Consider the following 23,161-nt stretch of genomic DNA (forward strand, 5'->3'; position numbering starts at 1 on the left):
GGGTCGGTCTCCGGCTCCGGCACGGGCTCCGGCTCGGGCTCCGGGTCGGACTCAGTCTCCCGCTCCGGCTCCGGCTCAGGCTCAGGCTCCGGCTCAGGCTCCGGCTCGGCTTCGGTCTCCGGCTCAGGCTCCGGCTCCGGGTCGGTCTCCGGCTCCGGCACGGGCTCCGGCTCGGGCTCCGGGTCGGACTCAGTCTCCCGCTCCGGCTCCGGCTCAGGCTCAGGCTCCGGCTCGGCTTCGGTCTCCGGCTCAGGCTCCGGCTCCGGCTCGGCTCCGGTCTCCGGCTCGGTCCCCGGCTCGGGCTCCGGCTCCGGCTCGGCTTCGGTCTCCGGCTCGGCTTCGGTCTCCGGCTCGGTCTGGGGCTCGGTCTCAGGCTCCGACTCCGACTCCGGCTCGACTTCGGTCTCCGGCTCGGTCTGGGGCTCGGTCTCAGGCTCCGACTCCGACTCCGGCTCCGGCTCGACTTCGGTCTCCGGCTCGGTCTGGGGCTCGGTCTCAGGCTCGGGCTCGGTCTCCAGATCCGGCTCGGTCTCGGACTGAGTCCTGGGCTCGGGATCAGCCTCCGGCTCGGGGTCGGGTTCCGGCTCGGGCTCGGGTTCCGGCTCGGGCTCGGGCTCCGGCTCCGGCTCCGGCTCCGGCTCAGGATCGGGCTCGGGCTCAGGATCGGGCTCAGGATCGGGGGGGGGTCAGGTTGTGGGGGGTTGTAGGTGGTTTCGAGGGTGGTTAGTTGGTCGTCGAGGTGGTCTAGGGCTCGGGTGGCGGCTTCGGTGCCGGCGATCTGTTGGTCGGCGGGTGGGATGGAGCGGTTGCTGGTGGTGTCGACCAGTGGGGCGAACTCGTCGCGGACGCCGTCGATCAGTTGTTCGCGAACGGCGGCGCGGTCGGCGGACGGCAACTGCGCGAGTTCGGCGTCGATGAGCATGTCGGCGGCGGCGTTCCACCGCTGGGCGCGGTCGGTGGCGATCAGGGCGCCGGCGACCTCGTCGCTGGTGCGGCCGGTGCGTTCGCCGATGCCGCGGGTCAGTTCGGCCGTTGCGGCCATGTACGCGGGATAGGAGTTTCCCGTGCTCTCGTTGAGGAAAGCACTTTGCGCGAGTCCGACGTCGACCAGGACATCGTCGAGGTGCCGGTGCGTCCAGTACTCGGCGAGCCCCTCCTCTATCGCCCGGCCCGCCTTGTCATGGGACGGATGACTGCCCGGCACCGTGTCGTCACCGAAAAGCGACGACAGATGCACGGCCTCGTGCGTCACCGTCGCCGCGGCATCACGGATCCGAAAGGCCTCGTCGGAGCTGAACGTCTTCCCGGAGGTGTACGCCTCTCGAAGCGGCTCGAGCACATGCTTCGGGCTCACGGTCATCGAGCCGTCCGAGTGCGCCGTACCGAGGTAGCGTGGATCGGGCTCCTCGTAGACCTTGCCGTTCCATCGGCTCCACGATCCGGTACGGCGTTCCACCGAGGTGATGAACGATTTGACCCACTGGTACTCCGGTGACGACTGCGGCAGCTCGGGGCCGAACGGTCCCGACATGTCAGTCCTCCTGCGACTGCTCGCGGAGTTCCTGGATCAAGCGCGCCACCGACGAGTTCATCCGCAGGATGGTCCCGGACTCCCGCGGCGGTGCGGACGCGGCAAGCTCCGCGATCTCACTGGCTATCCGCTCGGCCACCGCGATGCGCTCTTCCGTCGTACCGTCCGCACTCATGGCGGTTCCAACGAGGTGCGTCGCCTTCTCGTACTGCTCGCTCTGCCCCAGCGCAGGTCCCGAGATCAGCTCGGGAAGCTTCGCTACCCGAGCCATCGCCCGCATCCGCGAGAAGTCGTCGGGGATCTCCGCGGCCAACGCCGTCAACCGCTCAACCTCCGCGGCCACAGTCGCCTCGTCAGCGTTCCGCAAACGGTCCGACACGGCCAAGACCTCGGCGTTCAGTGCCTCATAATCCATCCGCCGAGTCTAGGAGGACCACAGATCAATCATCAGTACGACGGTGCGCGAATCCTCCCCGAGCCCCCGGGGCGCTGTCATGATCGGCTGATGATGACCAAGGACGAGTACGTCGCCCGGGCCGCGGCCGAGAGTGATTGGGCACCCGGGTGGCTCGCGATCGACGCGGCGTTCGACGCTCTCTACCCGGGTGTTACGCCGCCCCACAAGGGCGCTCCGTTCGAGGCACGGGCGATCTTCGGGGGCCAGGAGTACATCGACGGGTACAGCCTCTTCCCCAGCCCGAACGGCTACCAGCACCTGCTGACATACGGAATGTCCACCCTGTACGTCGATCCTGAGTCGTACGGCGGCGACTTCAGCGGCTGGGGTTACGAGATGACGATGAAGGTCCGAGCCGATGATCCGGACGACTGCATCTGGGCGATCAATTCGCTGAGCAACCTCGGCCGTTACACCTACACCGCAAAGGCCTGGTTCGAACCGTTCCAATTCATCAACGGCCGGAACCAACCGCTGCGCACTGACAGCAACACCCAATTAACGAGCTATATAACGGTTCCTGACACCGAGGTCGGCGGAATCGATACCGTCCACGGTCGCGTCGACTTCGTCCAACTCGTCGGCATCACCCAACCCGAACTGGATTGGGTCGCCGAGGGTGGGACCGAGCGGGCAACGGAACTGGTCCGACGAATCGCCGAGGACGGGAACCCGCACCTCGTCACAGACCTCGCCCGCTCACACAGCTACATCTAGGGGCGCAAGGGGCCGAAGAGAAGCCGGCTGAGAAGAGCCATCAAAATAAGGGCAAGCAGCCCGGTCAATGCTATGACCGAGATGACGCAGGCAACGTTCCGCGCGATCGCCAACATCGGGGTGCTGTGGGTGAAGTTGTCGGTCAGAACGGCGAGTGCAGCAAGCATCAGGAAGCCCGTCAGGGCAATGATCAGCAGGAGCAGGTGGTGCCCGCCGAGCGTCCCGGTTCGGGTGAACTTCGACGAGTGATCCAGCCACGGTCCGACGGTGTACATCCAGATCGCAGCCGCCAGGTCGCTGACCATCAGGAACCAGTAGAGGATCGAGGGCCGTGACGAGACCTGCGCCCCGACCTCTCGCAGAGCACCTGACCGTTGAAGCTCACTGCCGGTCCTCGGGTGCACGAGTACGGGCCTGCGAGCGGTGCCTAAAGTGTTGAGCCGGCGGATGGCCATCGCTCTTCTCCCATCGTCAGGAGCGACGTCCGTCTCTGATCACGGACGTCCTTAGAGCAAGCCTTAGGCCCAGCGCTCAGCCAGTCGAATTCCGATGTCGTGACGACATCTCAACGGGCTTGGTGAACCGCCGCAAGCTCTGCCACCAACGGCTCGCCGGCCCCACGAGTGCTGGTGAACCACGGGTGCACGACCCCCGGCGCAGCCTCGACGTACCGGGCAATTTCACTGCGCGTCGGACCGCCGAGGAACACGGGCTCGTCAACGTCCGGCACGGCCTCATTCAGTACGCCGGTAAGGCGTGCCAACCGGCCATTTCGCGTTTTCGCCTGCCTGGACAGGCGAATCTCGACCATCGCCCGCCGCCATTCACCCAGGACGAACTGCGCTCGGCGCCGCCGTACCAGCTCGTCATCGGTGTCCGTCATCGCCGGCGCGGTCTCATGAACGGGATCGAAGACGTCAGCCCGCACGTCCTCGACCGACGCGCCCCGCAACGGAATGTCTTGCGTGAAGACCGGCGTCCGCATCCCGAGGCGCTCGGCGTCCCGGCCCAGTCGCAACTTCAGTCGGAGCGCCTCGTGCGCCGTACCGGATCGTCTGTCGACCAGCCGCACCATCAGCTGGTCCGCGAGCGCCGACGGCACTCGCGATCCAAAAGCGGGCACCAGCACGCGAACCGTCGATCCCTCACGGGACTCGACCATCTGGACCTCGCGAGCCTGCACGTCCGTACCGACGACGCGAGCGCGCACCTGCCGAGGATCGACCGAACTGCTCAGCGCCGCACTGTCCGGCAGCAACTGATACGACGGATCAGAACGCTTCAGGATCCCCACAACCGGTACGGCGAGCTTGAGCCGGCTCCACGCTTCAGCAACCGCGTCGAGGCACTCATCGGGTCCGCCGATCACCTGGCTGGCCAGGCCGGCGTACCCGTTCGCAACCCGGGACAGGCCGGAGAACAGGGCGCGCGGCAACGACGTCGCGGAGCTCGCCAACTCGGTCAGATAGGTCGAGAGGTCGTCGGCCGAGCGCCGGGCCAGCACCAACGCCTGCCCGGTTCGGTGCTCCCGCAGCGCCCTCGATCGCAAGGTCCGCGCAGCCCGAGCACGCACGACCGCGCGCTCCGCGTCGAGCAACCCCTGGTCCAGCGGCACCTGCAACCACCAGTCCAGCGCGTCGATCACCGCCAGCCTTCGCCACGGTCCGGATTGCGCGGCCCCGACCTGTACGTCGGTCTGCAGGCTCGGGCCGTCGGTCACGGCCAACCCGTCTCGGAGATCGCCCAGCTGCCGGAGACTTTCCTGTCCTACAACGGCTTCCAAGAGATTCCGGTCGGCATCATCCCAGCCGTCGACCGTGACAGCACGCCATCGGCCCGGATCAGCCAGGTCGACCTCGACACTGACGCCGGACCCGAGCGGCGTCGTACGGACCAAGTCAGCCGGCCGTCCCTGGGCAAGGCGAACCTCGGGCATCCGCGGCCCGGTCGCAGGCACGGTCAGGACTGCGATCATCGAGGTTCCTCCTCCGCGCGCTGTCGCCGGTTGTTGATGATGTCAACGACCTGGGTGGGCTGACGATGCGATGGAATTCGGATCCTCAAGGGTAGATCCGATGAGATAGCCAGTAAAGGCCGCAGAAAAACGACTGCATCAAGCGGTCCGGGCGAATTGCCAGGCATTGACGGAACTCGATCGCGCCGGACAGTCCACGAGCTTCGCGGAGCCGCCCCACGGCGGTTCCGGGCGGCGGGCCAACTCGAGGATCGCCAACCTCTGCAATCCGTTGTAGGTCCCACCACCACTCCAGACCATGAGTGACATCTTCCCGGCGTCCGGATAGCGCAAACGGCGCAGGTCCGTCGCACTCCGCAGAAACGCGGTCCGAAGCCCGTCACTCAGCGCGTCGATCCGCCGCTCGATGTCCGCGGCCTCCTCGTCGACCGGCGTCCCTCTCGTCCACGTCCCGGCATCGTGACGCACCCAGCACAGGTACTCCACGAACGCAAGCACCAGAATGTGCGTCGCCGGAGTCAGCTCGGCCGGCCGCTGATCGATCCGCCGAAACAGATCGCTCAGCTCCTCCTGCTCCCGCCAGATCAACCGAACCGACCGAAACAGCAGATCCCCCGCACCACCCCGACCCAACCGAACCGGCAACGCAAGCCGCTCCACCTCACCAGGCCAAGCCGGTACGTCGTCCACGTCGCCGCTGTCATTGACCGCCAAACACGGCAACCCCGGATGCCGCCGAAGCATCAGCACCGCCGCACGCCCCAACGTCGTCCAAGCCGAACTGTGCTCACCGACCGCCCGATAAGACATCGCCCTGGCCACCGTCATCAACACAATCGCCAGATACGGATCAGCCAGTTCAGTCTCATGAAGGATCCTCGAGGCCTTCCGCCAGTTCCCCAGCTCCAGCGCCTCGATCACGCCGTTCATGGCACTAAAGGTTCAGCACGCCGTACGGCGTGACTCCGAATACCGAAGCGCCCTCGCCCTCCATCAGCGAGGCCAGGCCGAACGCCCCTGGCGGGCGATGGCGTCACGGTGAGCTGCACAACAGTCGGGAAGCTGCTCATGAGAGGCACCTACTTCGGTCATCGAAACGGCTGCGGTCGTAACGAGCTCCTGTCCATCGCTTGTCGTCCTGTCAGGGATTTACCCAGCTCTTCACCGCTTTACACCGTGAAATTGGTGGATAAGTGGATTTTCGATTCACCACACTTGACCCGGGACGCACATCGTCACAGAATGATGATGATCTGAGCACCCTAGGTAGCCGTGGTGGCCGTAACATCGCCAGTCGAAGCGGCATCGAACGTGTCGATGCTTGAACTTCACCGCGATTCGGTGTAATTCGGTGGAGTAAGGTGACCGAGTCCATCACCGGACACTGACCCTCCAGGAGTTACCTTGAGCCCATCGCCAGAGGAGGCATTCGCCCACCGGCTGCGCGCCCTCCGGGGACAGCAGGGGCTGACACAGGGGAAGCTGGGACTCGCGCTGGGTGGCCTCTCGACATCGGCGATCAGTTCCTACGAGAACGCGTCCGATCCGAAGCTGCCGACGGCCGATCGGCTGCGCGCCTACGCACTGTTCTGCGCACAGGATCACTCGACCGAGGTCGTTCCGCAGCTTGCTCGCGAACAGGATCTGACCGGCGCCGAGCGCGGGAAGTTCGAGGAGCTTCACCGCGAACTGGTGGGGCTCCGCGACGCGGCTCGTGGCGCGATCTCCGCACCCGAGCGCAAGTCCTTCTGGACCTTCGACGGCGAGCCGATCACCATCATCTGTCCAGAGGTCCCGGAGGAGCGCCGTTCGCCACTGGCCAAGGAGAGCAATCCCAACTACACCGAGACCTACAGCTATGCCGACGTGGACGCGTTGCTCGAGGTCTGGGGACAGATCCGCGCATCGAACCCAGAACTCAAGGTGGATCACAAGCTCTCCGCCGAGATCAAGCCGGCCGACCTACAAGGTCATCTGGTCATCCTCGGCGGCATCGGTTGGCATGAGGTCGCCGACTGGCTGCGGGACGTGCTGGACGGGCTTCCTGTTCAGCAGATCGCCGTACCCGATCTGGAAAACGGCGAGATCTTCACATCCAGGAAGCTCGGCGATCGCGAGTTTCGACCGGTCTGGCGAAATCACAAGGTCGCCAAGGACGGCATCCTCACCAAGGATCAGCTCAAGGCAGAACAAACCGAGGATGCTTGGCTCGGCACGACTCAACGCGAGCTGGTCGAGGATGTCGCGCTGCTGGCACGGCTGGGCAATCCCTTCGATGAGCAGGGCACGATCACCATTTGCAACGGCGTCTACAGCCGCGGTGTGGTGGGAGCCGCCAAGGCGCTGATCGACCCCCTCGTCCGCGACCACAACGAGGCGTACCTCGCCACCAACTTCCCGAGTGGATCGTTCGCAGTGCTCGCCAAGGTCCCGATCGTGAACGGAAAAGCTAGCCCACCGCGCTTCGGGGACTCCAGGTATCGTCTCTACGAGTGGTCGCTGGATGAGGAGGCGACCGACTGACGAGACCGCTGGATGGGCCGCCAGATGAGGCAGGGGTTGTCGCATGCGTCGCTTCTCCGGGATGTTTCGGCGGCCCCCGCGCAGCGGTCACGGAGGGGTCTGGACGCGATCGTCGTACCGGCCGGGCGCACGGCGTCAGACCTGGAGGAAGCGATCTCCCTGTCTGCGAGGACGTCGGTTCCGCTGGTCGTCCTGTGCAGCCGGCACGTCACCATCGGCCAGGTCGATCAACGGGTGCGCAAGACGCGCGGAGCTCGCGCGCTCGTGATCGCGATCCCGGAGGGCTACCAGATACCGGGCTACAAGCCGTCCACTTCGGACAAGATGTTCTGGGAAGCCTCCGCGCGTCGTTCGAGCGATCTCAGTGTGAAGCGCAATCTCGGCCTTCTCCTCGGCCGGATGCGAGGCTGGACGAAGCTTCTGTTCCTCGATGACGACATCCGGCAAGTCCGCGAGCAGGACCTCGATCGACTCGTCAGCGTGCTCGACCGGCATCCGGTGGCGTCGATGGTCAGCCGTCGCTTCCCTGACAATTCGGTGGTCTGCCATGCGCGGCGCCTGGCAGGCCTCCGGCAAGACGTCTTCGTCAGCGGCGCGGTGCTTGGCGTCAACCTGCAGCAGCAGACGTTGTCCTTCTTCCCTGACATCTACAACGAGGACTGGTTCTTCTTCGCACGCCACGCGGCCCGGCGCTCACTACCGAAGATCGGCGAGGTCAGGCAGGCTGCATACCATCCCTTCGCCATCCCCTGGCGGGCAAAACGCGAGGAGTTCGGCGATCTGCTCGGAGAAGGTCTCTACGCGCTCTTCGAGCGCGAACCCGGCCTGGACCTCGAGGATCATCTGAGGGTGGCGAAGCAACCGGAGTACTGGGAGAGCTTCGCGAAGGTCCGCCGGGACATGATCGAGCACACCGAGACTTCACTCCGCCGCGCAGAGCGCGAAGGCGATGTGGATCCTCTGACGATCAAGCAGGCACTGCAGTCGCTAGAAGCCGCGAAGGAGCAGTCCCTGGTGATCACCCGAGAGCTGTGTGTCGAGTTCATCGAATCCTGGCTCAAGGACGAAGACAGTTGGCAGCACGTCCTGCGCGACGAGACTGACGTACTCAGCGAATCCGAAGCACTCGCCCGGTGCGCGCTAACAGAGTGGATGCCGTGCGGCTACGGCGTCGGCTCCGATACCTGAGGTGGATCTCGTCGCGGCCACTACCGTCGGTCAGCGCCTGGCGATCGTCGATCTCGCTGAATCCCAATCGCTTGTACACCTCGAGCGCCTGATCGTTGTCGTCGAGGACCCAGAGCATCCAGTCGTTGACCGCGGGCGCCTGCTCGACGACGTACCGCAGAAGGTTGCGCAGAACACCCATTTGCCGGTACTCCGGGTCAACCCAGACAGACTCGATATGGCGCTCGTCCGCCGGACGATCGTCAACCGTCAGCACCCGCGCCAGACCGATGATCCGATTGTCTTTCCACGCGGTGAACCACTGCGAGCCGACGAACCGCAGACGCCAATCCTGCTCTTCCAGTGCTTCTTCCCGGTCGTAATCCGCGAGAAAAGCCGTGGGCGAGTCCTTCAGCGCTAGAAGGCGGACCTCACGCAACTGCTGCCATTCATCAGCCGCGAGCAGCCTCAGTTCCATCGATCGGAGCCCTTTCATAGCTCAAACGCACTTGAGGGCACCCTAAACCCAGCAGGTGACGTCCATCACCATCCGCGCCGACTCGGCCGGCGTCAAGCTCTCTCTGCCTAACGAGACTGTCGAACGGAAGTCATCCCAGCCCCGACGTTCCGTCCACCCGCCGAGTGGTGTCCAAGCCTCAATTTCCCAGTAGATCGACGTCATTCGGAGGGGTAGGGTGGCCGAACCCACCAGTGGACGCTGATCCCCCGGGAGTGACCTTGGCCCCTTCGCCAGAGGCAGAGCTCGCCGACCGGTTGCGCGCCCTCCGACGGCAGCAGCGGCTGACCCAAGCGAAACTGGCGCGCGCGCTGGGCGATGCCAAGCGGATCTCTGTGTCAACGATCAGTTCATGGGAGAACTCGTCAGACCCCAAGCTGCCAAGCGCCGATCTGCTGCGTTCGTACGCCCTCTTCTGTGCACAGGACCATTCGGCTGATGCCGAGCCACAGCTCCCCCGCGAACAGGATCTGAACGCCTCCGAGCGAGAGAAGTTCACCGCGCTCCACCGCGAGTTGATCGACCTCCGCGATGCTGCCCGCAACAAACCCGGTACGGCGAGTGCCGGCGCTGGCCTCTGGACCTTCGAGGAGGGGCCGGTGACGGCGATCTGCCCAGAGGCCCCCGCCGCCTATCGCTCGCCTTTGGCGGACGAGGCAAACCCCAACTACACCCGCATGTACCGCTATGCCGATGTAGACGCCCTCATCGAGTTGTGGGGTCACCTCCGGGCGTGCAATCCCGAGCTCGACGCAGCCCACAAGTTGCCCGATGAAGCGAACGCGCCAGATATGACCGGCCATCTGATCCTTCTCGGCGGGATCGTCTGGAACAACGTCGCGCACCAACTGCAGTCACTTGTGCGCGACCTGCCGATCCAGCAGGTCGTCACAGCGGACCTGTTCAACGGCGAAGTCTTCATGCTTCCGGACGGCCAGGAATTCCGGCCGCTCTGGAGCGATTACGAGCGAACCTCGACGAAGGCCCCCACCAAAGAAGAGATCACCGCGGCACAGACCGAGGACGTCTGGCGCAACGGTCAACGGCGGACTCTGATCGAGGACGTGGCGTTCCTGGCGCGAGTGCCCAACCCGCTCAATCACACGCGCACCCTCACAGTTTGCAGCGGGGTCTACAGCCGCGGAGTCCTGGGTGCAGTACGTGTGCTGACCGACATCGCCGTACGGGATCGGAATGAGGCCTATCTCGCCAGCCGGTTCCCGGGAGGATCATTCGCCATCCTCATGCGGGTTCCGCTGGTGAACGGTGAGGCGATGTCGCCCGATCTGGAGATCCCGCACAACGTTCTCTACGAATGGTCGCCCAGTGACGAGGCCGCCGCGTGAGCCGCCAGATCGGTCATCGGCCGTCGCACGCGGACTTGTTGCGCGATGTGTCCACTTCCGCCGTACCCGTGAGCCGCAGCAGGTTGGACGCGATCGTCGTACCGGCCGCACGTCCTTCATCGGCTCTGCAGAACATCATCGATCTCTCGGTGACGCTGTCCGTTCCGTTGGTGATCCTGTGCAGTCGGCAGGCAAACGTGGCGCAGGTAGCGGAGCGCGTGGACAGAACCCTCGGAGCTCGAGCGCTGGTCGTCGAAGTACCCATCGGCTATGAGTTGCCGGGACCCTCACAGCTGACCTCATCTTCGGCCTTCCACGAAGCATCGGCCGGCCGATGCAGTGACCTCAGCCTGAAGCGCAATCTCGGCCTTCTGCTCGGGAAGCTTCGAGGCTGGCACAAGCTCCTCTTCGTCGACGACGACATCAGCCAGCTCCGGCCGGCGGACGTCGGCCGCCTCACGAGTTTGCTCGACCGCCACCCAATCGCATCCATGGCCACTCGGGAATTTCCGGACAACTCGGTGGTCTGCCATGCCCGGCGGCTGGCCGGCTTCAGTCAGGACATCTTCGTCGGCGGAGCCGTGCTCGGCGTAGATCTCAACCATCCGGAGTTGTCGTTCTTCCCCGATATCTACAACGAGGACTGGTTCTTCTTCGCCCGCCGCGCCGCGGACCGGAGCCTGTCGAAGGCCGGGGAGGTCCAGCAAGCCGAGTACCGACCGTACGCCAACTCTGAGCGCGCGGCTCGTGAGGAGTTCGGTGATCTGCTTGCGGAAGGTCTCTACGCCGTGTTCGAGTGCACCGCAGGGTGGGAATTCGAAGACCAGATGGCACTTGCTGCCAGGCCGAGCTACTGGGGCGCTTTCAGAGACGTCCGTCTGACGATGATTCAGGAGACCTTGGACAATCTGGCGCGCGAGCCCTTCGCTCCCGAGGTGGCAAGCGCCGAGGAGGCGCTACGCAGGGCTGAGAAACAGGCATCGGTCATCGGCGCCGACGTGTGCGTTGCGTTTCTGGAGGCCTGGCTGCAGGACACATACAGTTGGCAGCAAGGCCTCCACCGCCTCAGCCCGGTGGCCAACGACCGCACCGCCTTGTCGAACCTGAGCCTGACCAACTGGATCTCCTGTGGCTACGGCGAACGTTTGAACGAGCCGCTCCCCTAGAGGCAGTTCGCGCCGCGCAACTAGACTCCGTGCTCCCGCACGCTCGGACGGAGGGGTCCCTGTTGCTGGAGCTGCAAGGGTTTCATCCGCAGATCTCTGTCTTCCGCCTCGAAGCGGATGACTGGCAGACCGCTCGCGACATGCGTCTACCTGCGCTGGCAGATTCGGCTGCCTCGTTCCTAGGTGACGAGTCGACCGAGCGTGGCTACAACGAGAATTAGTGGCGTCGCGAACTCGAGCGACATGTCTGGGTCGTGGCCAGACTGGATGGCAAGGTCGTCGGCTTGGCGAAGCTCACCCGCAGCCCGGATCAGACCCACGTCATGCACCCGGAGGCGATGTGGGTCGCCCCGGATGTTCGCCGCCGCGGTGTCGGAGAGACCCTGGCCTCGGCTCTCGAGGTGACGGCATCGTCGTTGGGAGCACAGGTGCTACGCCTGTGGGTACTCACCGAGAAGCGCCTCAGCGGAGCACGTGATTAGGACGTTGAGTTCCCGACCCATAGACGGAACTCATGCAGCGCTTCCGCTTTCACTATCTGGGGTGTGTCTCGGCTCTTGTTCGGCGAGGAACTCGTCGAGTAGTTCGAAGAGCACCTTGATGACATGACTCTCTTGATTTGGGGGAAGGTCCCAGCTCTCCCAGCCATCCGGTAGTGCGATGTGGCGGACCAGGCCGTTCCATCCGTGGTTGCACTCGCGTCCCCTGCGGGCTACGAGCCACTCGTACCAGCCTTCGAGCGCCGGGCCGCCATGTCTGATCGCGTGAGCGACGTACCCGTCCACGTATGCTTCCAGGCTCGCGAGCCTGGGGCGACCGACGAACATTCCGGGGCGCTCCGAGACATAAGCCCAGTACTCACGTTCACTCAGGTCGAGTAGGCCCATGCCGACATCATCTCGTATCGATGGGCCTCAGGCGGTGCCGGTATAGGGATCGCCTATACGGGGTGCTGCAATTTCGTCTTTGTCTGCCTTCTTTTCCGGGCCTAGCTTGAAATGGAGAGCACTGGAAAACGAGAGGTCGGGATAATGCGGGAATTTGCGGGGAAGCGGGCTGTTGTCACGGGCGGTACTCGGGGGATTGGGGCTGCTGTTGCGCGGCAGTTGGTGGCGGCGGGGGCTGAGGTTTTGGTGACGGCTCGGTCGGAGGCGGAGGTGCCGGCGGGGGTTGGGTTGGTGGCGGCTGATGTGCGGGGGCGGGCGGGGGCTGAGGTTGTGGCGGCGGCTGTGGCGGAGCGGTTGGGTGGGGTGGATCTGGTGGTTCACAACGTGGGTGGGGCGCGGCCGTTCGAGGACAGTTCGGCTATTCCTGATGAGGAGTGGCAGGACGCGTTGGACTTGAACTATTTGGCTTCGGTGCGGCTGGATTCGTTGCTGGTGCCGGGGATGCGGGTACGGCGTTCTGGCGCGATCGTGCATGTTTCGTCGGCTGCGGTGTTGACGCCGGTGGGGCCGTTTCTGCATTACGTGGCGGCGAAGGCTGCGTTGGAGACGTACAGCCGGGGGCTTGCGTTGGAGGTGGCGACAGATGGGGTTCGGGTCAATGTCGTGACGCCGGGCCGGGTTGCTACGCCGGGTGGTGAGGCGACGCGTGAGTTGTGGGCGGGGCTGGAGTCTGCGGCTGGGCAGGACGTTTCCGCGCTGCCGCCGCTCGGGCGTGATGGGCAGCCCGACGATATTGCGAATGCGGTGCTGTTTCTGCTGTCCGAGCGGTCCGGCTGGTTGACCGGGAGCAATCTCGTGGTCGACGGCGGCGAATATCCGCGGCGCTGAAATCCCGGCGGAAGAAAGGACACGGACAATGGAATTGCAGGGGAAGACGGCATTGATCACCGGCGGGACTTCTGGGATCGGGCTGGCGACAGCGCGGTTGCTGGTGACGGCGGGTGCTGAGGTGATCATCAGCGGGCGCGACGTAAGGCGTGGTGAGGAGGCGGCGCGCTCAGTCCAGGCTCGCTTCGTACCGGCGGACCTGGCCGACCTTGAGTCGGTTGCCGAGCTGAGCCGGCAGAGCGGGCCGGTCGACATTCTCGTCAACAACGCGGGCGCCTTCCCGACTGCGATGACGATCGAGCAGAGCGTTGCGAACTACGAACGGATCTTCGACACGAACGTGCGCGGGGCGTTCTTCCTGGTTGCGGCGCTGGTACCGCACATGCTCGCGCGTGGGGCGGGCAGCATCGTCAACGTCACCTCGCTTGCAGCGCACAAGGCGTTCGCTGGTACGTCGGCGTACGGCGCGTCCAAGGCTGCGTTGGGATCGCTGACGCGAACTTGGGCGGCCGAGTTCGCGGAGGGCGGCGTACGGGTGAATAGTGTGGCGCCCGGTCCGACTCGGACCGAAGGTGTGGTGGCGGAGATGGGGCCGGACGGCAACGAGGGTTTCGCGAAGCAGCTAGGGCTTCAGCGGACGGCGCAGGCGGACGAGATGGCTGAGGCGATCTACTTCCTAGCTTCGCCTCGCGCCAGCTACGTCAACGGGACCACGCTCCATGTCGATGCCGGAGGCAACGTCTTCTAGGGGCCACGTCTCCTGACGGAGGAGTTCGAGGAGTGCGGTCTCGGCAGGGCCGGCATCCTGGCGCAGTACGGCGATGACCGGCTGCGTGACGGTCGGCGAGATGGGGCGAACGAGATGCTCGTGACCGTCCGGCACCGCCGACGCGGGGACGAGCGTGACACCCAGCCCGTGAGCGGCCCAGCGCACGGCGGTCGAAGTCTGAGAGACCCGGGCCGCCGTGGTGGGGGCCAGGTCGTTGTCTCGCAGGGCGTTCGTCAGTACGGCGTCCAGCGCGCTGTCGCGGTCGAATCGCAACCAGGGTTCGGCTTTGAGGTCACGCAGCTCGACCCGGTCCTCGGCGAGTTCCGCGTGGCCGGGGGTCAGTACGACGACGAACTCCTCGACGCCGAGGTGATGGGCGTCGGACGGGCTTCGGTCGCAGGCGGCCATCAGGGCGAGGTCGAGTACGCCGCGGGTGCAGAGCCGCTCGAGCTCGGCTGAACTCTGCTCCTCGAACACCGTGACCTCGAGCCGCGGGAAGCGCCGCCGCAGCGCACTCAGGGCGCCGGGCAATTGCCGGGTGCCGAACCCCAGCTGTACGGCGACCACGAGCTCGCCCGCCAACTCCTCGGCGCCAGCCCGGGCCGTCGCCCTGGCACGGCGCGATGCACTCACCGCGACCTGAGCCTCCCGCAAGAACGCGCGGCCGACGACGGTCGGTACGAGGCCGGACGGCGTACGGGCGAAGAGCTTCACACCGAGCTCCCGCTCCAGCCCGCGAATCTGCTGCGACACCGACGGCTGCGCGACATGCAACCGCTCCGCCGCGGCCGTCACCGACCCCTCCTCAGCGACCGCCAGGGCGTACTCGTACTGACGCAGACTCATCAGCCATCCCTTCCAGCGCGACGTAACGATGTAATCACCAGTGTCGCACCCGCGGACCAACGGCCATCGCGGATCTGCAGCACTGATCAACTCACGGATTTGCCGGTTGGCGAGACTGGGCTGAGCGTGAACCGGACGAGCCGCGAACAGTTAGTGGGTGCTGGCGGTCCGTCAAGGCTCGAGAGGTTGGTCGCTCCAGCGCCACCAGGCCGTCTCGCCGTCGATATGCATGAGGAAGTCGGGAACGCGAACGCCTTCCGGGTTCTGCAGCGACACGGTGGCACGGATCTGTGCGTCAACCGCTTCCCATGCCGGGTAGTCATCGTCGATGCGCTCGACCAGCCGGAGCTCCTCAACGAAGAGGTCTCGCACGCTGTCGAAGGCCGGCATAGCCTCGACGACAGCCTGCAGCCACGGGAAGTCGGCCGCGGTCACGACCAGGTCAGCCAACAGTTCGTCCCCACGCCACAACCGCCAGGTCGGCCCACGCTCATCCACGCTCGGACCCTATCCGCCCGCCCAGGAACAGGACGGTGTGCGACCGGCCTCGTGGCGACGGGTTGCGGCGGGCGGTGGGGTCTACGTAGACGACTACGTCCTAATGGCAGGGTCAGCGGATGCGGTGGCCGCGGAGTACGACGGCGGTGGGACTGGCGAGGATGTCGGGGTGGTCGCGGGGGTCGGCGTCGTAGGTGACGAGGTCGTCGGTGGCGGTGAGGCCGAGGAAGTCGGCGGCGGAGGTGGTGGCGGCTTCGAGGGCCTGGGGGACGGTCAGGCCGTGGCGGACTAGTTGGTCGACTTCGCCGGCGACGGTGCCGATCATGTCGGAGCCCGTGAGGACGTGTACGCCGTACTGGCTGGCGAGTGGGAGCATCTTGGTCATGTGTTCGGTGCGGGCGCGGCGGCGTTCGGCCTGTTGTGGGGTGGCGTTGGGGTCGGGTGGGCCGTAGGCGGACAGGGTCGGCGTCCAGCCGCCACCGCGCGCGCCGAGTGCCTTGAGGTCGTCAGCGGTGATGACCTCACCGTGTTCAACAGAGTCGATGCCGGCGCGGATGAGTTCGCTGACCAGGCCGGTCTGAACGTGTGCCGCGACTCGCGCACCGCGGGCGTGAGCAGTCGCGATCACTTCCTCGACGGCGCTCAGCTCGTAGTTGGGCGTCATCGCGCTACCGGGGATCGGGCCGTCAGGACCGACGGGTGGGAAGTCGGCGACCAGCTTGATCCAGGTGGCGCCTGCGTCGAGCTCGGCCTCGACCTCGGCGACCAGGTGTTCTGCGGGGACGGGTTCGTAGATGCCAGTGAAGTACGACGCTTCCGGCGCGAAGAACCGCCCAGCGGCAAGGACAAGCGGGCGTCCGTCCTCGGGGTTGGTCGCGAGCTTGAGCGTGATCGAACGGTTCCCACCGACATCCCGTACGGCGCGAACTCCCACCTGCCCGAGTTCGTCGAGCATCGCCCGCGCGGCCCCTTCGTCGAGCGGAACCGGTCTACGTTCAGCGAGCCCCACCGTCAAGTGGCAATGCGAGTCCACCAACCCCGGCAACCCGAACCGCCCCGGCAACGCCTCCGCGGCCCCACTCCCCACCTCGACCCGCACCGACTCCCCCGCCGGCAACCCGATCCCGTCGAACACCCACCGCGTCATACCCGGCATCCTCCTCGGCAAGAGGTTCAGACCCACCGACCCAGTACGGCGAAGTCCTCGTCCGTGAGACCGCGCCTCGGATCGACGGTATGAACGAGCGCCGGGGTCGGATGGTTGGCGCGGACCCAACTGCGATCCCCGTCGGTGACCTCATCATCAAGCCAGATAAACGGTCGACCCGCGGCCCACGCCACGAGGGTGGACGTCTTCCAGTGGATGCCGGTCGGGTCGTCGTCAGAGGGATCGGGCCAGTCGACGACAGGGAGGTCGGGCAGGCCGAGCCTCGGCGAGATGTGCTCGTTGGCGTCGGTCATCCAGGTCGTCGCCCAGACCAGGTCACAACCAAGAGCCGCCAGGCGAGGTCCGAGCGCCGGGTTGTTGCGGCTGAGCAGCGGATTCCCCTCAGTCGACTGGGAGAACGTCGGGTAGTCCGTTCCGCCGAACGGGATCAGCGGCCCATCAACGTCGAGGAACAGCAGCGGCCGCGAGGACATGGCGGCACGATAGCGGGCGGGTGTGGATAACTTGAGTCCAGCTGCGGTCCTCGGAGTAACCTGGGTCCATGACCGCTGAGCCGCTGAGTGGAGGACCCGAGGATCCCTCGGAGATCCTCCGGGTGCTGCCTGCGGAGTGGCATGAGCAGTTTCTGGCGGAGTACCACGGAGCTCTCGATGCTGCGCACGAAGTGTGGCGGTTCCAGCAGCTGCGGGATGTGCTGCATCTTTGGCGGTTGCGGGCGATCGCCTACTCCAACCCGGGGTACGAGCGTGCTCGCGCCTCAGCTCGCGAGGGTAGATCCGAGGAGTTCGTCCCGGCCGAGCAAGTGATACCGGGCTGGCCTGACGGACAGTGAACTATCGCGTGGAGTTTCACGCGGCAGCACTGGCACAGCTCCAAGGCATTCCACCGGCAGTTTTCGATGTGCTGGTCGAACATGTTGCCGAGCTGGTTCGTGCGCCGTGGGATGCACAAATGCCGGATCAGACCGAGCCCTCCTTCCGTCAGAGCGTCTTCGGCAGTGTCGGGCTGCTGTCTTTCTACGTTGATGACGACCGCGAGCTGATCAGGATCTTCGACGTCACCTGGGCGGGCTGAGGCGCATGGGGGTTAGGTTGCTGGGATGAGTTTTCGGTTGGCGGCTTATGGGGTTTGTCGGGTGGACGGGCGGGTTTTGCTGGCTCGGTATGTGGCGCCTGGTGGGGAGGGGAGTTGGTGGACTTTGCCGGGTGGGCAGGTGGAGTTCGCGGAGGATCCGGTGGTGGCGGTGGTGCGGGAGTTGGAGGAGGAGACGGGACTTCGGGGGGTGGTGGAGGAGTTGTTGGGGGTGGACTCGCGGGTGATTCCGGCGCATGAGGCCAGGCGTGGGGAGGTACATCAGAACGTGGGGGTGTTTTACGGGGTGCGGGTTGTTGGTGGGGTGGTGCGGCCGGAGGCCAATGGGGAGACGGCGGAGGCGGTGTGGACGCCGGTTGAGGAGATCGCCAAGTTGCCTAGGTCAGTGGTGGTTGATGTGGGCGTCGGGCTGGCGACGCAGCGGCCGGCTAGTGGTCATCTGCCGCCGATGGCGATTGGTGGGTTGGTTCGGCACTGAGCCGATTCTTCAACGCAGCAAGGGCAGTTGGGGTTAGAGCAGGAAGACCGGCAGACAGTACGGCGTGCATGGTCGCCGCCTCAGGCTGGTCGTGTTCCCAGTCCACTGGTGCAGTCGCGTAGTCCTTGGCGATGACGTGAGCCGGTACGCCGATGGTCGCGAGCGTGAGCGCGATGACCAGGCCGGTGCGGTCGCGGCCGGCGTGGCAGTGCACCAGGACTGGGCCGGGCGATGCCGAGGGCGTCGACGGCGGCGAGACCTTCCGGGGTCAGCTGGTCGAGGTTGTCACTGCGAAGGAGGGCTCCCGGGCGAACCGTCCCACCTCCGTTGATGGGGAGACCGCCTAGGTCGCGGACATTGCGGCAGTTGGGCCAGTGCATGGGTTCGATCATGACGAACGAACGCCCCGGTGCACCAGGCACCGGGGCGTCGAAGGAGCGGGTCAGGCTGCGGCTGTTGCTTCGGTCAACTGCTCCGCGGTCGGCTGGAGCTGCGGGCTGGCCAGGGTGAGGAACACGTTGGCCACGGAGAAGAGCGCAGCCACGAGCAGGCCTCGGGAGAAGCCGGCTTCGAGCGCGTGTTGCTGGGTGGCGCCGTGGGCTAGCTCGCTGGTGGTGTGGCTGATCGAGAGCGTGGTGACGATAGCCAGGCCGAGCGCGCCACCTACCTGGTACATGGCGTTGACGACACCAGAAGCCGCACCGGCCTCGGCGGGACGTACCTCGGAGACTGCGGTGATCTGGCCGGGTACTCCGACCGCGATGATGCCAAAGCCGAACAAAATAAGGCCAGGCAGGAGCTGGGTCGCGTAGCTGCCAGTGGCGTCGGCCTGCGAGAGCCAGAGCAGCGCAGCGACGCTCAGTACAGCTCCAGCGAGCTGAACCGTCCGAGTACCGACTCGCTGCACCAGCTGCGAAGCGGCGACGGCACCGAGGATCGCAGCACCGCCCATGGGCAGGAAGTGCACGCCTGCCTCGAGTGCACTGTCACCCCGCACCTGCTGCAGGTAGATAGCAGTCAGGAAGAACATCGAGAGAAACGCAGCACCGTTCAGTGAGAGCGACGCACCGGACACACTCAACGCCCGGGACCGGAAGAGCCGCAGCGGAACCAGCGGAGCCGCAGAGCGGCGTTCCACGATCACGAAGGCGACCATCAGCACCACACCGGCAGTCAGTACGCCGATGACCTCGAACGATCCCCACCCACGCGGCTCAGACCGTACGACGCCGTACACGATCGCCATGAGTCCCGCCGTACCGAGCACTGCGCCCAGGGTGTCGAAGGTGCGCGCACCGACGTGGTGACGCACGTCCGGCACGAAGACGGGGATCAGAGCGATCAGTGCGATCACGATCGGCACGTTGACGAAGAAGACCCACTGCCAGCTGAGTGAGTCGACCAGTACGCCGCCCGCGACCACGCCGAGCGTGCCACCGAGACCCGCCAGGCCGCCCCAGACGCCCATGGCGATGTTCCGCTCGCGGCCGTGCGCGAAGGTCATGGTGAGGATCGCGAGTGCGGCCGGCGAGAGCAGTGCACCGCCAAGACCCTGTACGGCGCGGGCACCGATCAGGAACTCGGGTGAGTTGGAGAGCCCCGCCACCAGCGAGGTGACGCCGAAGAGGAGCAGACCGCCGACGAACACCCGGCGCGGGCCGAGCAGGTCGGCCATCCGGCCACCGAGGAGCAGGAAGCCACCGAAGAGCAGCGTGTAGGCGTTGATCACCCACTGCAGGGAGTCGGTGGAGAAGTTCAGGTCCGCCTGGATGTGGGGCAGTGCGACGTTCACGATCGTCACGTCGAGCACCACGATGAATTGGGCGAGGGCCAGAACCGCCAGGGTGGCCCAGGGACTGCGTCGCATGACGACCTCACTAAGTCTACGCCGTATGTATACGCTGTATGCGTACCTAGTAGACGTTAGGTCTACGGTGTAAACTTGTCAACGTGATCACCAAGGAGACGCCCCGCCGCCTGGATCCGCAGAAGATCGTCGACAGCGCGCTCGTCCTCGCCGACGAGGAGGGCACCGCCGCCGTCACCCTGCGGCGGCTGGCGCAGCTGCACGGCGTCACGCCGATGGCGCTGTACCGGCACTTCAAGGACAAGGACGACCTGCTGGCCGCGCTCGGCGACCGGCTGATCGCTAACGTGGCGCTGCCCGAACCAACCGACGAGCCGTGGGACAAGCAGCTCCACACCGTGCTGACGGCCTTCGTCACAGCACTCCGCCTGCACCCACGACTGGCTGACCTGACGCTGCTTCGGATGCTGGTCTCGGACGAGGGGCTCCAGATCTCCGAGCGGCTGCTCGAGATCCTCACTGAGGGCGGCTTCGACGTGGACGATGCGGCGGAGGTCGGCCGACAGTCGGTCTGCACACTGATCAGCCTGGTGACCACCGACCCGCTGACGCGCGAGGACAATGACCCGGTCAAGCGTGAGGATTCACTGCGGATGAAGCGTGCCGCACTCGGGGCGCTCTCACCGCACAAGTACCCGCTGGTCACCGCAGCGGCCGACACCCTGGTCTGCCCGAGCTCCAACGACCGGTACTACGAGCTGGGGATCGAGCTGGTCGTCGCCGGCATCTGCGGAGTCTTGAACAAGGAGTAGCAGCTTGGCGCTCAGCATCCTGACCTATCTGGAACAGCACAGCCCGGACGAGCTCAGACCGGCCAAAGAGCAGCCAGTAGAGATCAGAGCGGTCGAAGAGGTCTCTCCGGAGTTCGCCCGCTACCTCTACACCGCAGTGGGCGGCCACTGGCACTGGATCGGCAAGCTCGGCTGGAACTGGGACCAGTGGGTGGAGTGGCTGAGCAGGCCCGGTTTCGAGACCTACGTGCCGTGGGTCGGCGGAGTGCCTGCCGGGTACGTCGCCCTGCGCGGAGTGGGCAGTGAAGTAGAGATCGAGAACTTCGGACTACTCAAAGGCTTCATCGGCCGCGGACTCGGCGGACACCTGCTCACCGTGGGCATCCGGCAGGCGTGGACGCTGCACGAGCGCCACGAGGACGTCGCCCCGATCACTCGCGTCTGGGTGAACACGAACACCCTGGACGGCCCTGCCGCGCTGGCCAACTACCAGGCGCGCGGGATGACGCCGTACCAGACAGTGGAAGAGGAGCGACCAGACGCCGACCGTACGGCGCCTGGGCCATGGCCGGGCTGGGACGGACCGCCCGGCGTGGTGCGGGAGGTACCGGCGGGCTGACGGCGCTACGCTCGCCAACGGAGTCATACCAATTCAGGTGGAGGTATACCGATGGCGGGGAAGTTCGAGCTCTACAAGGACAAGTCCGGCGAGTTCCGGTTCCGGCTGAAGGCCGGCAACGGCGAGGTGATCGCGACCAGCAGCGAGAGCTACGGCACCAAGGCCGCTGCCCTGAACGGGATCGAGTCGATCAAGAAGAACGCGGCCGACGCGAACCTCGACGACCAGACCGACTGAAACAGCAAGAAAACAAGGGGGTTTCTCCACCGACCGTGGAGAAACCCCCTGCCTTGTGGAAGGTCTTTAGAGGCCGACCTCGTGGACGACCGGGCGGACCTCGACCCCGAGCCCCTCGATCCCGGCGTCCGGGATCATCGCGGCCAGCTCCTGCGCGCGCTCGAGCGAGGCGACGTCGATCAGGTAGTAGCCGGCCAGGAACTCCTTGGCCTCCAGGAACGGCCCATCCGTCACCGCCGGTACGCCGTCCCGGACCTTCACGACCGACGACTTCGCCGGCTCGGCCAGCGCGACCGTGCTGTGGAACTCACCGGTCTCCTGGATCGTCGCCATGAACTTCCCGTGCCCGTCGAAGATGGCCTGCTGCTCGGTCTCGGACAGCGCGGACAGCACGTCGGGGTTGATGTTCAGGACCACTAGGTACTTCACGGGTGTCTCCTTCAGCTGCAGGCCCGTCCGGGCCCTCTCGATGATGAGTACGGAGCCGATCGCAGCGCTTTGACATCGCGATAGCGTCACCTCATGGCCGAGCTGAGTCTCACAGATGTCCAGGCCGCCGCGGACCGGATCGCAGGCGTCGCCCACCGCACGCCGGTGCTCACCTCCCGGACCCTGGACGAGCGGGTCGGGGCGCAGGTGTTCCTGAAGGCGGAGAACTTCCAGCGCATCGGGGCGTTCAAGTTCCGTGGCGCCTACAACGCGGTCAGCCGCCTCTCCCCCGACGAGCTGCAGCGCGGCGTCACGGCGTACTCGTCCGGGAACCACGCACAGGCGGTGGCTCTGGCCGCGCGGCTCGCGGGCACCAAGGCGACCATTCTGATGCCGGCCGACGCACCGCCGACCAAGGTCGCGGCAGCCAAGGGGTACGGCGCTGAGGTGGTCAGCTACGACCGCTACAAGGAGGACCGGGCCGCACTGGCGACCGAGCTGGCCACGGACCGCGGGCTGACGCTGATCCCGCCGTACGAGCACTATGACGTGATGGCCGGGCAGGGAACGATCGCGCTGGAGCTGATCGAGGAGGTCGGGCACCTCGGGGCACTGCTGGTCCCGGTCGGCGGCGGTGGGCTGATGGCCGGCTGCGCGACGGCCGCGACGATGCTGTCGCCAGGAATCCGGATGATCGGGGTCGAACCCGCCGCGGGCGACGACCACGCGCGGTCGCTGGCTGCCGGTGAGCGGGTGACCATCGACGTACCGAGAACGATTGCGGACGGCCAGGCGATCGACGTACCGGGCGAGTTGACGTTCGCGATCAACCGCCGGCTGGTGGAGGCGTTCGAGCTGGTGACCGACGAGGAGATCCTGGCCGCGATGACGTTCGCGTTCGAGCGACTGAAGATCGTCCTCGAGCCGAGCGGGGCCAGCGCACTGGCAGCGCTGCTCGCCGGGCGGATCCAGGGGCTCCCGGAGCGCGTCGGAGTGGTCCTGAGCGGCGGGAACGTCGGCCTGGAGCGCTTCCGGCAACTGCTCCACCAAGCCTGAACTCGCAAGGAACTGAGGCGGACCTGAGCACGCACTGTGCCCGTTGTCACAGAGAGCCACTATTAAATGTGACCCAGATCACACGGAAGTCCCCATTTGCCGCCTCCCGCACGCTCAGACGCGCTCAGGACACCTGGTGTTCACCAGGACTCCCTGATCCGTCAGAGAGGCTCTGAGGGCCTTTTAGGAGGGTCTCT

30 protein-coding genes and 1 pseudogene are annotated in these 23,161 nt (G+C 65.9%); 17 read left to right on the forward strand and 14 right to left on the reverse strand.

Translation table 11 applies throughout. From position 1 onward, the window contains the following. Both ACIA49_RS19635 and ACIA49_RS19640 read left to right on the forward strand, forming a co-directional pair. On the forward strand, positions 1-707 hold a 707-nt coding region (locus ACIA49_RS19635), incomplete at its 5' end, for a hypothetical protein (protein WP_396378624.1). 90 nt (positions 708-797) lie between these two features. Beyond that, the gene (locus ACIA49_RS19640; protein WP_396378625.1) at positions 798-1,055 is read left to right on the forward strand and encodes a hypothetical protein; all 258 of its coding nucleotides are present in this window, start codon (positions 798-800) and stop codon (positions 1,053-1,055) included. A 477-nt stretch (positions 1,056-1,532) separates the two neighbouring features. On the opposite strand, the gene ACIA49_RS19645 is transcribed toward ACIA49_RS19640, so the two are convergent. Beyond that, positions 1,533-1,946, reverse strand: a complete 414-nt coding sequence (locus tag ACIA49_RS19645; RefSeq protein WP_396378626.1) for a hypothetical protein — start codon at positions 1,944-1,946, stop codon at positions 1,533-1,535. 90 nt (positions 1,947-2,036) lie between these two features. Between ACIA49_RS19645 and ACIA49_RS19650 the strand changes: the two genes are divergently transcribed. Beyond that, positions 2,037-2,705, forward strand: coding sequence for a suppressor of fused domain protein (locus ACIA49_RS19650; protein WP_396378627.1), 669 nt, complete (start codon positions 2,037-2,039; stop codon positions 2,703-2,705). Here the strand turns inward: ACIA49_RS19650 and ACIA49_RS19655 are convergent. From ACIA49_RS19655 to ACIA49_RS19665, 3 genes are all read right to left on the reverse strand, one after another. Then, a complete protein-coding gene (locus ACIA49_RS19655) occupies positions 2,702-3,010 on the reverse strand; it encodes a hypothetical protein (RefSeq protein WP_396378628.1) in 309 nt (102 codons plus the stop codon). The genes ACIA49_RS19650 and ACIA49_RS19655 overlap by 4 nt on opposite strands. A 260-nt stretch (positions 3,011-3,270) precedes the next feature. After that, positions 3,271-4,680, reverse strand: coding sequence for a hypothetical protein (locus ACIA49_RS19660; protein ID WP_396378629.1), 1,410 nt, complete (start codon positions 4,678-4,680; stop codon positions 3,271-3,273). A gap of 138 nt (positions 4,681-4,818) precedes the next feature. Further along, positions 4,819-5,610 carry a hypothetical protein gene (locus tag ACIA49_RS19665; RefSeq protein WP_396378630.1) on the reverse strand — a complete coding sequence of 264 codons (792 nt, stop codon included), beginning with the start codon at positions 5,608-5,610 and terminating at the stop codon, positions 4,819-4,821. A gap of 474 nt (positions 5,611-6,084) precedes the next feature. On the opposite strand from ACIA49_RS19665, the gene ACIA49_RS19670 reads away from it, so the two are divergent. Both ACIA49_RS19670 and ACIA49_RS19675 read left to right on the forward strand, forming a co-directional pair. Further along, entirely contained in the window at positions 6,085-7,203 is a 1,119-nt protein-coding gene (locus ACIA49_RS19670) for a helix-turn-helix domain-containing protein (protein ID WP_396378631.1), read from the forward strand. 12 nt (positions 7,204-7,215) lie between these two features. Further along, positions 7,216-8,391 (forward strand): hypothetical protein, encoded by a 1,176-nt coding sequence (locus ACIA49_RS19675; protein WP_396378632.1) that lies wholly within the window; start codon positions 7,216-7,218, stop codon positions 8,389-8,391. Here the strand turns inward: ACIA49_RS19675 and ACIA49_RS19680 are convergent. Continuing rightward, the gene (locus tag ACIA49_RS19680; RefSeq protein ID WP_396378633.1) at positions 8,312-8,848 is read right to left on the reverse strand and encodes a GNAT family N-acetyltransferase; all 537 of its coding nucleotides are present in this window, start codon (positions 8,846-8,848) and stop codon (positions 8,312-8,314) included. The genes ACIA49_RS19675 and ACIA49_RS19680 overlap by 80 nt on opposite strands. Positions 8,849-9,108: 260 nt before the next feature. Between ACIA49_RS19680 and ACIA49_RS19685 the strand changes: the two genes are divergently transcribed. The 3 genes and pseudogenes from ACIA49_RS19685 to ACIA49_RS19695 form a co-directional block, all read left to right on the forward strand. Beyond that, complete coding sequence (locus ACIA49_RS19685) at positions 9,109-10,233, forward strand: helix-turn-helix domain-containing protein (protein ID WP_396378634.1); 1,125 nt, start codon at positions 9,109-9,111, stop codon at positions 10,231-10,233. Next, complete coding sequence (locus tag ACIA49_RS19690) at positions 10,230-11,399, forward strand: hypothetical protein (protein ID WP_396378635.1); 1,170 nt, start codon at positions 10,230-10,232, stop codon at positions 11,397-11,399. The genes ACIA49_RS19685 and ACIA49_RS19690 overlap by 4 nt, the downstream gene beginning before the upstream one ends. A 248-nt stretch (positions 11,400-11,647) precedes the next feature. Next, positions 11,648-11,881, forward strand: a pseudogene (locus ACIA49_RS19695) (GNAT family N-acetyltransferase); the annotation flags it as partial. Positions 11,882-11,911: 30 nt separating this feature from the next. On the opposite strand, the gene ACIA49_RS19700 reads toward ACIA49_RS19695, so the two are convergent. Further along, complete coding sequence (locus ACIA49_RS19700) at positions 11,912-12,286, reverse strand: hypothetical protein (RefSeq protein ID WP_396378636.1); 375 nt, start codon at positions 12,284-12,286, stop codon at positions 11,912-11,914. A 144-nt stretch (positions 12,287-12,430) separates the two neighbouring features. Between ACIA49_RS19700 and ACIA49_RS19705 the strand changes: the two genes are divergently transcribed. Together ACIA49_RS19705 and ACIA49_RS19710 are read left to right on the forward strand one after the other, a co-directional pair. Further along, a complete protein-coding gene (locus ACIA49_RS19705) occupies positions 12,431-13,174 on the forward strand; it encodes an oxidoreductase (RefSeq protein WP_396378637.1) in 744 nt (247 codons plus the stop codon). A 28-nt stretch (positions 13,175-13,202) separates the two neighbouring features. Continuing rightward, positions 13,203-13,922 (forward strand): SDR family NAD(P)-dependent oxidoreductase, encoded by a 720-nt coding sequence (locus ACIA49_RS19710; protein ID WP_396378638.1) that lies wholly within the window; start codon positions 13,203-13,205, stop codon positions 13,920-13,922. Here ACIA49_RS19710 and ACIA49_RS19715 read toward each other — a convergent pair. From ACIA49_RS19715 to ACIA49_RS19730, 4 genes are all read right to left on the reverse strand, one after another. Continuing rightward, positions 13,851-14,789: a LysR family transcriptional regulator gene (locus tag ACIA49_RS19715; RefSeq protein WP_396378639.1), complete on the reverse strand. Its 939-nt coding sequence runs from the start codon at positions 14,787-14,789 to the stop codon at positions 13,851-13,853. The genes ACIA49_RS19710 and ACIA49_RS19715 overlap by 72 nt on opposite strands. A gap of 171 nt (positions 14,790-14,960) precedes the next feature. After that, on the reverse strand, positions 14,961-15,287 hold the full coding sequence (locus ACIA49_RS19720) for a hypothetical protein (protein WP_396378640.1): 327 nt from the start codon (positions 15,285-15,287) through the stop codon (positions 14,961-14,963). Between the two features lie 112 nt (positions 15,288-15,399). After that, positions 15,400-16,434: an amidohydrolase family protein gene (locus tag ACIA49_RS19725; protein ID WP_396378641.1), complete on the reverse strand. Its 1,035-nt coding sequence runs from the start codon at positions 16,432-16,434 to the stop codon at positions 15,400-15,402. A 26-nt stretch (positions 16,435-16,460) separates the two neighbouring features. After that, complete coding sequence (locus ACIA49_RS19730; RefSeq protein WP_396378642.1) at positions 16,461-16,928, reverse strand: HAD domain-containing protein; 468 nt, start codon at positions 16,926-16,928, stop codon at positions 16,461-16,463. A gap of 68 nt (positions 16,929-16,996) precedes the next feature. On the opposite strand from ACIA49_RS19730, the gene ACIA49_RS19735 reads away from it, so the two are divergent. The 3 genes from ACIA49_RS19735 to ACIA49_RS19745 are packed head-to-tail and all read left to right on the forward strand — an operon-like array spanning position 16,997 to position 18,025. Then, complete coding sequence (locus ACIA49_RS19735; protein WP_396378643.1) at positions 16,997-17,287, forward strand: DUF6247 family protein; 291 nt, start codon at positions 16,997-16,999, stop codon at positions 17,285-17,287. Next, on the forward strand, positions 17,284-17,529 hold the full coding sequence (locus ACIA49_RS19740) for a type II toxin-antitoxin system RelE/ParE family toxin (protein WP_396378644.1): 246 nt from the start codon (positions 17,284-17,286) through the stop codon (positions 17,527-17,529). Before ACIA49_RS19735 ends, ACIA49_RS19740 begins: the two co-directional genes overlap by 4 nt. A 25-nt stretch (positions 17,530-17,554) precedes the next feature. Next, entirely contained in the window at positions 17,555-18,025 is a 471-nt protein-coding gene (locus ACIA49_RS19745; protein ID WP_396378645.1) for an NUDIX hydrolase, read from the forward strand. Here the strand turns inward: ACIA49_RS19745 and ACIA49_RS19750 are convergent. The 3 genes from ACIA49_RS19750 to ACIA49_RS19760 are packed head-to-tail and all read right to left on the reverse strand — an operon-like array spanning position 17,976 to position 19,892. After that, positions 17,976-18,206, reverse strand: a complete 231-nt coding sequence (locus ACIA49_RS19750) for a hypothetical protein (RefSeq protein ID WP_396379030.1) — start codon at positions 18,204-18,206, stop codon at positions 17,976-17,978. The two genes, ACIA49_RS19745 and ACIA49_RS19750, sit on opposite strands and share 50 nt — an antisense overlap. After that, positions 18,106-18,417 (reverse strand): tyrosine-protein phosphatase, encoded by a 312-nt coding sequence (locus ACIA49_RS19755; RefSeq protein WP_396378646.1) that lies wholly within the window; start codon positions 18,415-18,417, stop codon positions 18,106-18,108. The genes ACIA49_RS19750 and ACIA49_RS19755 overlap by 101 nt, the downstream gene beginning before the upstream one ends. Positions 18,418-18,467: 50 nt before the next feature. Then, on the reverse strand, positions 18,468-19,892 hold the full coding sequence (locus tag ACIA49_RS19760; protein ID WP_396378647.1) for a DHA2 family efflux MFS transporter permease subunit: 1,425 nt from the start codon (positions 19,890-19,892) through the stop codon (positions 18,468-18,470). Between the two features lie 83 nt (positions 19,893-19,975). On the opposite strand from ACIA49_RS19760, the gene ACIA49_RS19765 reads away from it, so the two are divergent. From ACIA49_RS19765 to ACIA49_RS19775, 3 genes are read left to right on the forward strand one after another with little or no spacing between them, the layout of a single operon-like run. Next, on the forward strand, positions 19,976-20,644 hold the full coding sequence (locus tag ACIA49_RS19765; protein WP_396378648.1) for a TetR/AcrR family transcriptional regulator: 669 nt from the start codon (positions 19,976-19,978) through the stop codon (positions 20,642-20,644). A 4-nt stretch (positions 20,645-20,648) separates the two neighbouring features. Further along, positions 20,649-21,242 carry a GNAT family N-acetyltransferase gene (locus tag ACIA49_RS19770; protein ID WP_396378649.1) on the forward strand — a complete coding sequence of 198 codons (594 nt, stop codon included), beginning with the start codon at positions 20,649-20,651 and terminating at the stop codon, positions 21,240-21,242. A 51-nt stretch (positions 21,243-21,293) separates the two neighbouring features. Beyond that, on the forward strand, positions 21,294-21,479 hold the full coding sequence (locus ACIA49_RS19775) for a YegP family protein (RefSeq protein ID WP_132171270.1): 186 nt from the start codon (positions 21,294-21,296) through the stop codon (positions 21,477-21,479). A 66-nt stretch (positions 21,480-21,545) separates the two neighbouring features. Here the strand turns inward: ACIA49_RS19775 and ACIA49_RS19780 are convergent, their stop codons facing one another. Next, complete coding sequence (locus ACIA49_RS19780) at positions 21,546-21,908, reverse strand: YciI family protein (RefSeq protein WP_391542544.1); 363 nt, start codon at positions 21,906-21,908, stop codon at positions 21,546-21,548. A gap of 93 nt (positions 21,909-22,001) precedes the next feature. Between ACIA49_RS19780 and ACIA49_RS19785 the strand changes: the two genes are divergently transcribed. After that, complete coding sequence (locus tag ACIA49_RS19785) at positions 22,002-22,964, forward strand: pyridoxal-phosphate dependent enzyme (protein ID WP_396378650.1); 963 nt, start codon at positions 22,002-22,004, stop codon at positions 22,962-22,964. The last annotated feature ends 197 nt before the right edge of the window (positions 22,965-23,161 follow it).

Origin of the sequence: Kribbella sp. NPDC051587, assembly GCF_044453945.1 — a bacterium.
GTDB lineage: Bacteria > Actinomycetota > Actinomycetes > Propionibacteriales > Kribbellaceae > Kribbella.

Excerpts from the sequence above, each read along its gene's own strand:
- ACIA49_RS19650 (WP_396378627.1), top strand. The coding sequence starts at position 2,037 with ATGATGACCAAGGACGAGTACGTCGCCCGGGCCGCGGCCGAGAGTGAT.
- ACIA49_RS19735 (WP_396378643.1), top strand. The coding sequence starts at position 16,997 with ATGACCGCTGAGCCGCTGAGTGGAGGACCCGAGGATCCCTCGGAGATC.
- ACIA49_RS19760 (WP_396378647.1), bottom strand. The coding sequence starts at position 19,892 with ATGCGACGCAGTCCCTGGGCCACCCTGGCGGTTCTGGCCCTCGCCCAA.
- ACIA49_RS19715 (WP_396378639.1), bottom strand. The coding sequence starts at position 14,789 with ATGAGTCTGCGTCAGTACGAGTACGCCCTGGCGGTCGCTGAGGAGGGG.
- ACIA49_RS19755 (WP_396378646.1), bottom strand. The coding sequence starts at position 18,417 with ATGATCGAACCCATGCACTGGCCCAACTGCCGCAATGTCCGCGACCTA.
- ACIA49_RS19725 (WP_396378641.1), bottom strand. The coding sequence starts at position 16,434 with ATGACGCGGTGGGTGTTCGACGGGATCGGGTTGCCGGCGGGGGAGTCG.
- ACIA49_RS19675 (WP_396378632.1), top strand. The coding sequence starts at position 7,216 with ATGGGCCGCCAGATGAGGCAGGGGTTGTCGCATGCGTCGCTTCTCCGG.
- ACIA49_RS19645 (WP_396378626.1), bottom strand. The coding sequence starts at position 1,946 with ATGGATTATGAGGCACTGAACGCCGAGGTCTTGGCCGTGTCGGACCGT.
- ACIA49_RS19745 (WP_396378645.1), top strand. The coding sequence starts at position 17,555 with ATGAGTTTTCGGTTGGCGGCTTATGGGGTTTGTCGGGTGGACGGGCGG.
- ACIA49_RS19775 (WP_132171270.1), top strand. The coding sequence starts at position 21,294 with ATGGCGGGGAAGTTCGAGCTCTACAAGGACAAGTCCGGCGAGTTCCGG.
- ACIA49_RS19665 (WP_396378630.1), bottom strand. The coding sequence starts at position 5,610 with ATGAACGGCGTGATCGAGGCGCTGGAGCTGGGGAACTGGCGGAAGGCC.
- ACIA49_RS19705 (WP_396378637.1), top strand. The coding sequence starts at position 12,431 with ATGCGGGAATTTGCGGGGAAGCGGGCTGTTGTCACGGGCGGTACTCGG.
- ACIA49_RS19730 (WP_396378642.1), bottom strand. The coding sequence starts at position 16,928 with ATGTCCTCGCGGCCGCTGCTGTTCCTCGACGTTGATGGGCCGCTGATC.
- ACIA49_RS19785 (WP_396378650.1), top strand. The coding sequence starts at position 22,002 with ATGGCCGAGCTGAGTCTCACAGATGTCCAGGCCGCCGCGGACCGGATC.
- ACIA49_RS19710 (WP_396378638.1), top strand. The coding sequence starts at position 13,203 with ATGGAATTGCAGGGGAAGACGGCATTGATCACCGGCGGGACTTCTGGG.
- ACIA49_RS19655 (WP_396378628.1), bottom strand. The coding sequence starts at position 3,010 with ATGGTCAGCGACCTGGCGGCTGCGATCTGGATGTACACCGTCGGACCG.
- ACIA49_RS19640 (WP_396378625.1), top strand. The coding sequence starts at position 798 with ATGGAGCGGTTGCTGGTGGTGTCGACCAGTGGGGCGAACTCGTCGCGG.
- ACIA49_RS19660 (WP_396378629.1), bottom strand. The coding sequence starts at position 4,680 with ATGATCGCAGTCCTGACCGTGCCTGCGACCGGGCCGCGGATGCCCGAG.
- ACIA49_RS19700 (WP_396378636.1), bottom strand. The coding sequence starts at position 12,286 with ATGGGCCTACTCGACCTGAGTGAACGTGAGTACTGGGCTTATGTCTCG.
- ACIA49_RS19680 (WP_396378633.1), bottom strand. The coding sequence starts at position 8,848 with ATGGAACTGAGGCTGCTCGCGGCTGATGAATGGCAGCAGTTGCGTGAG.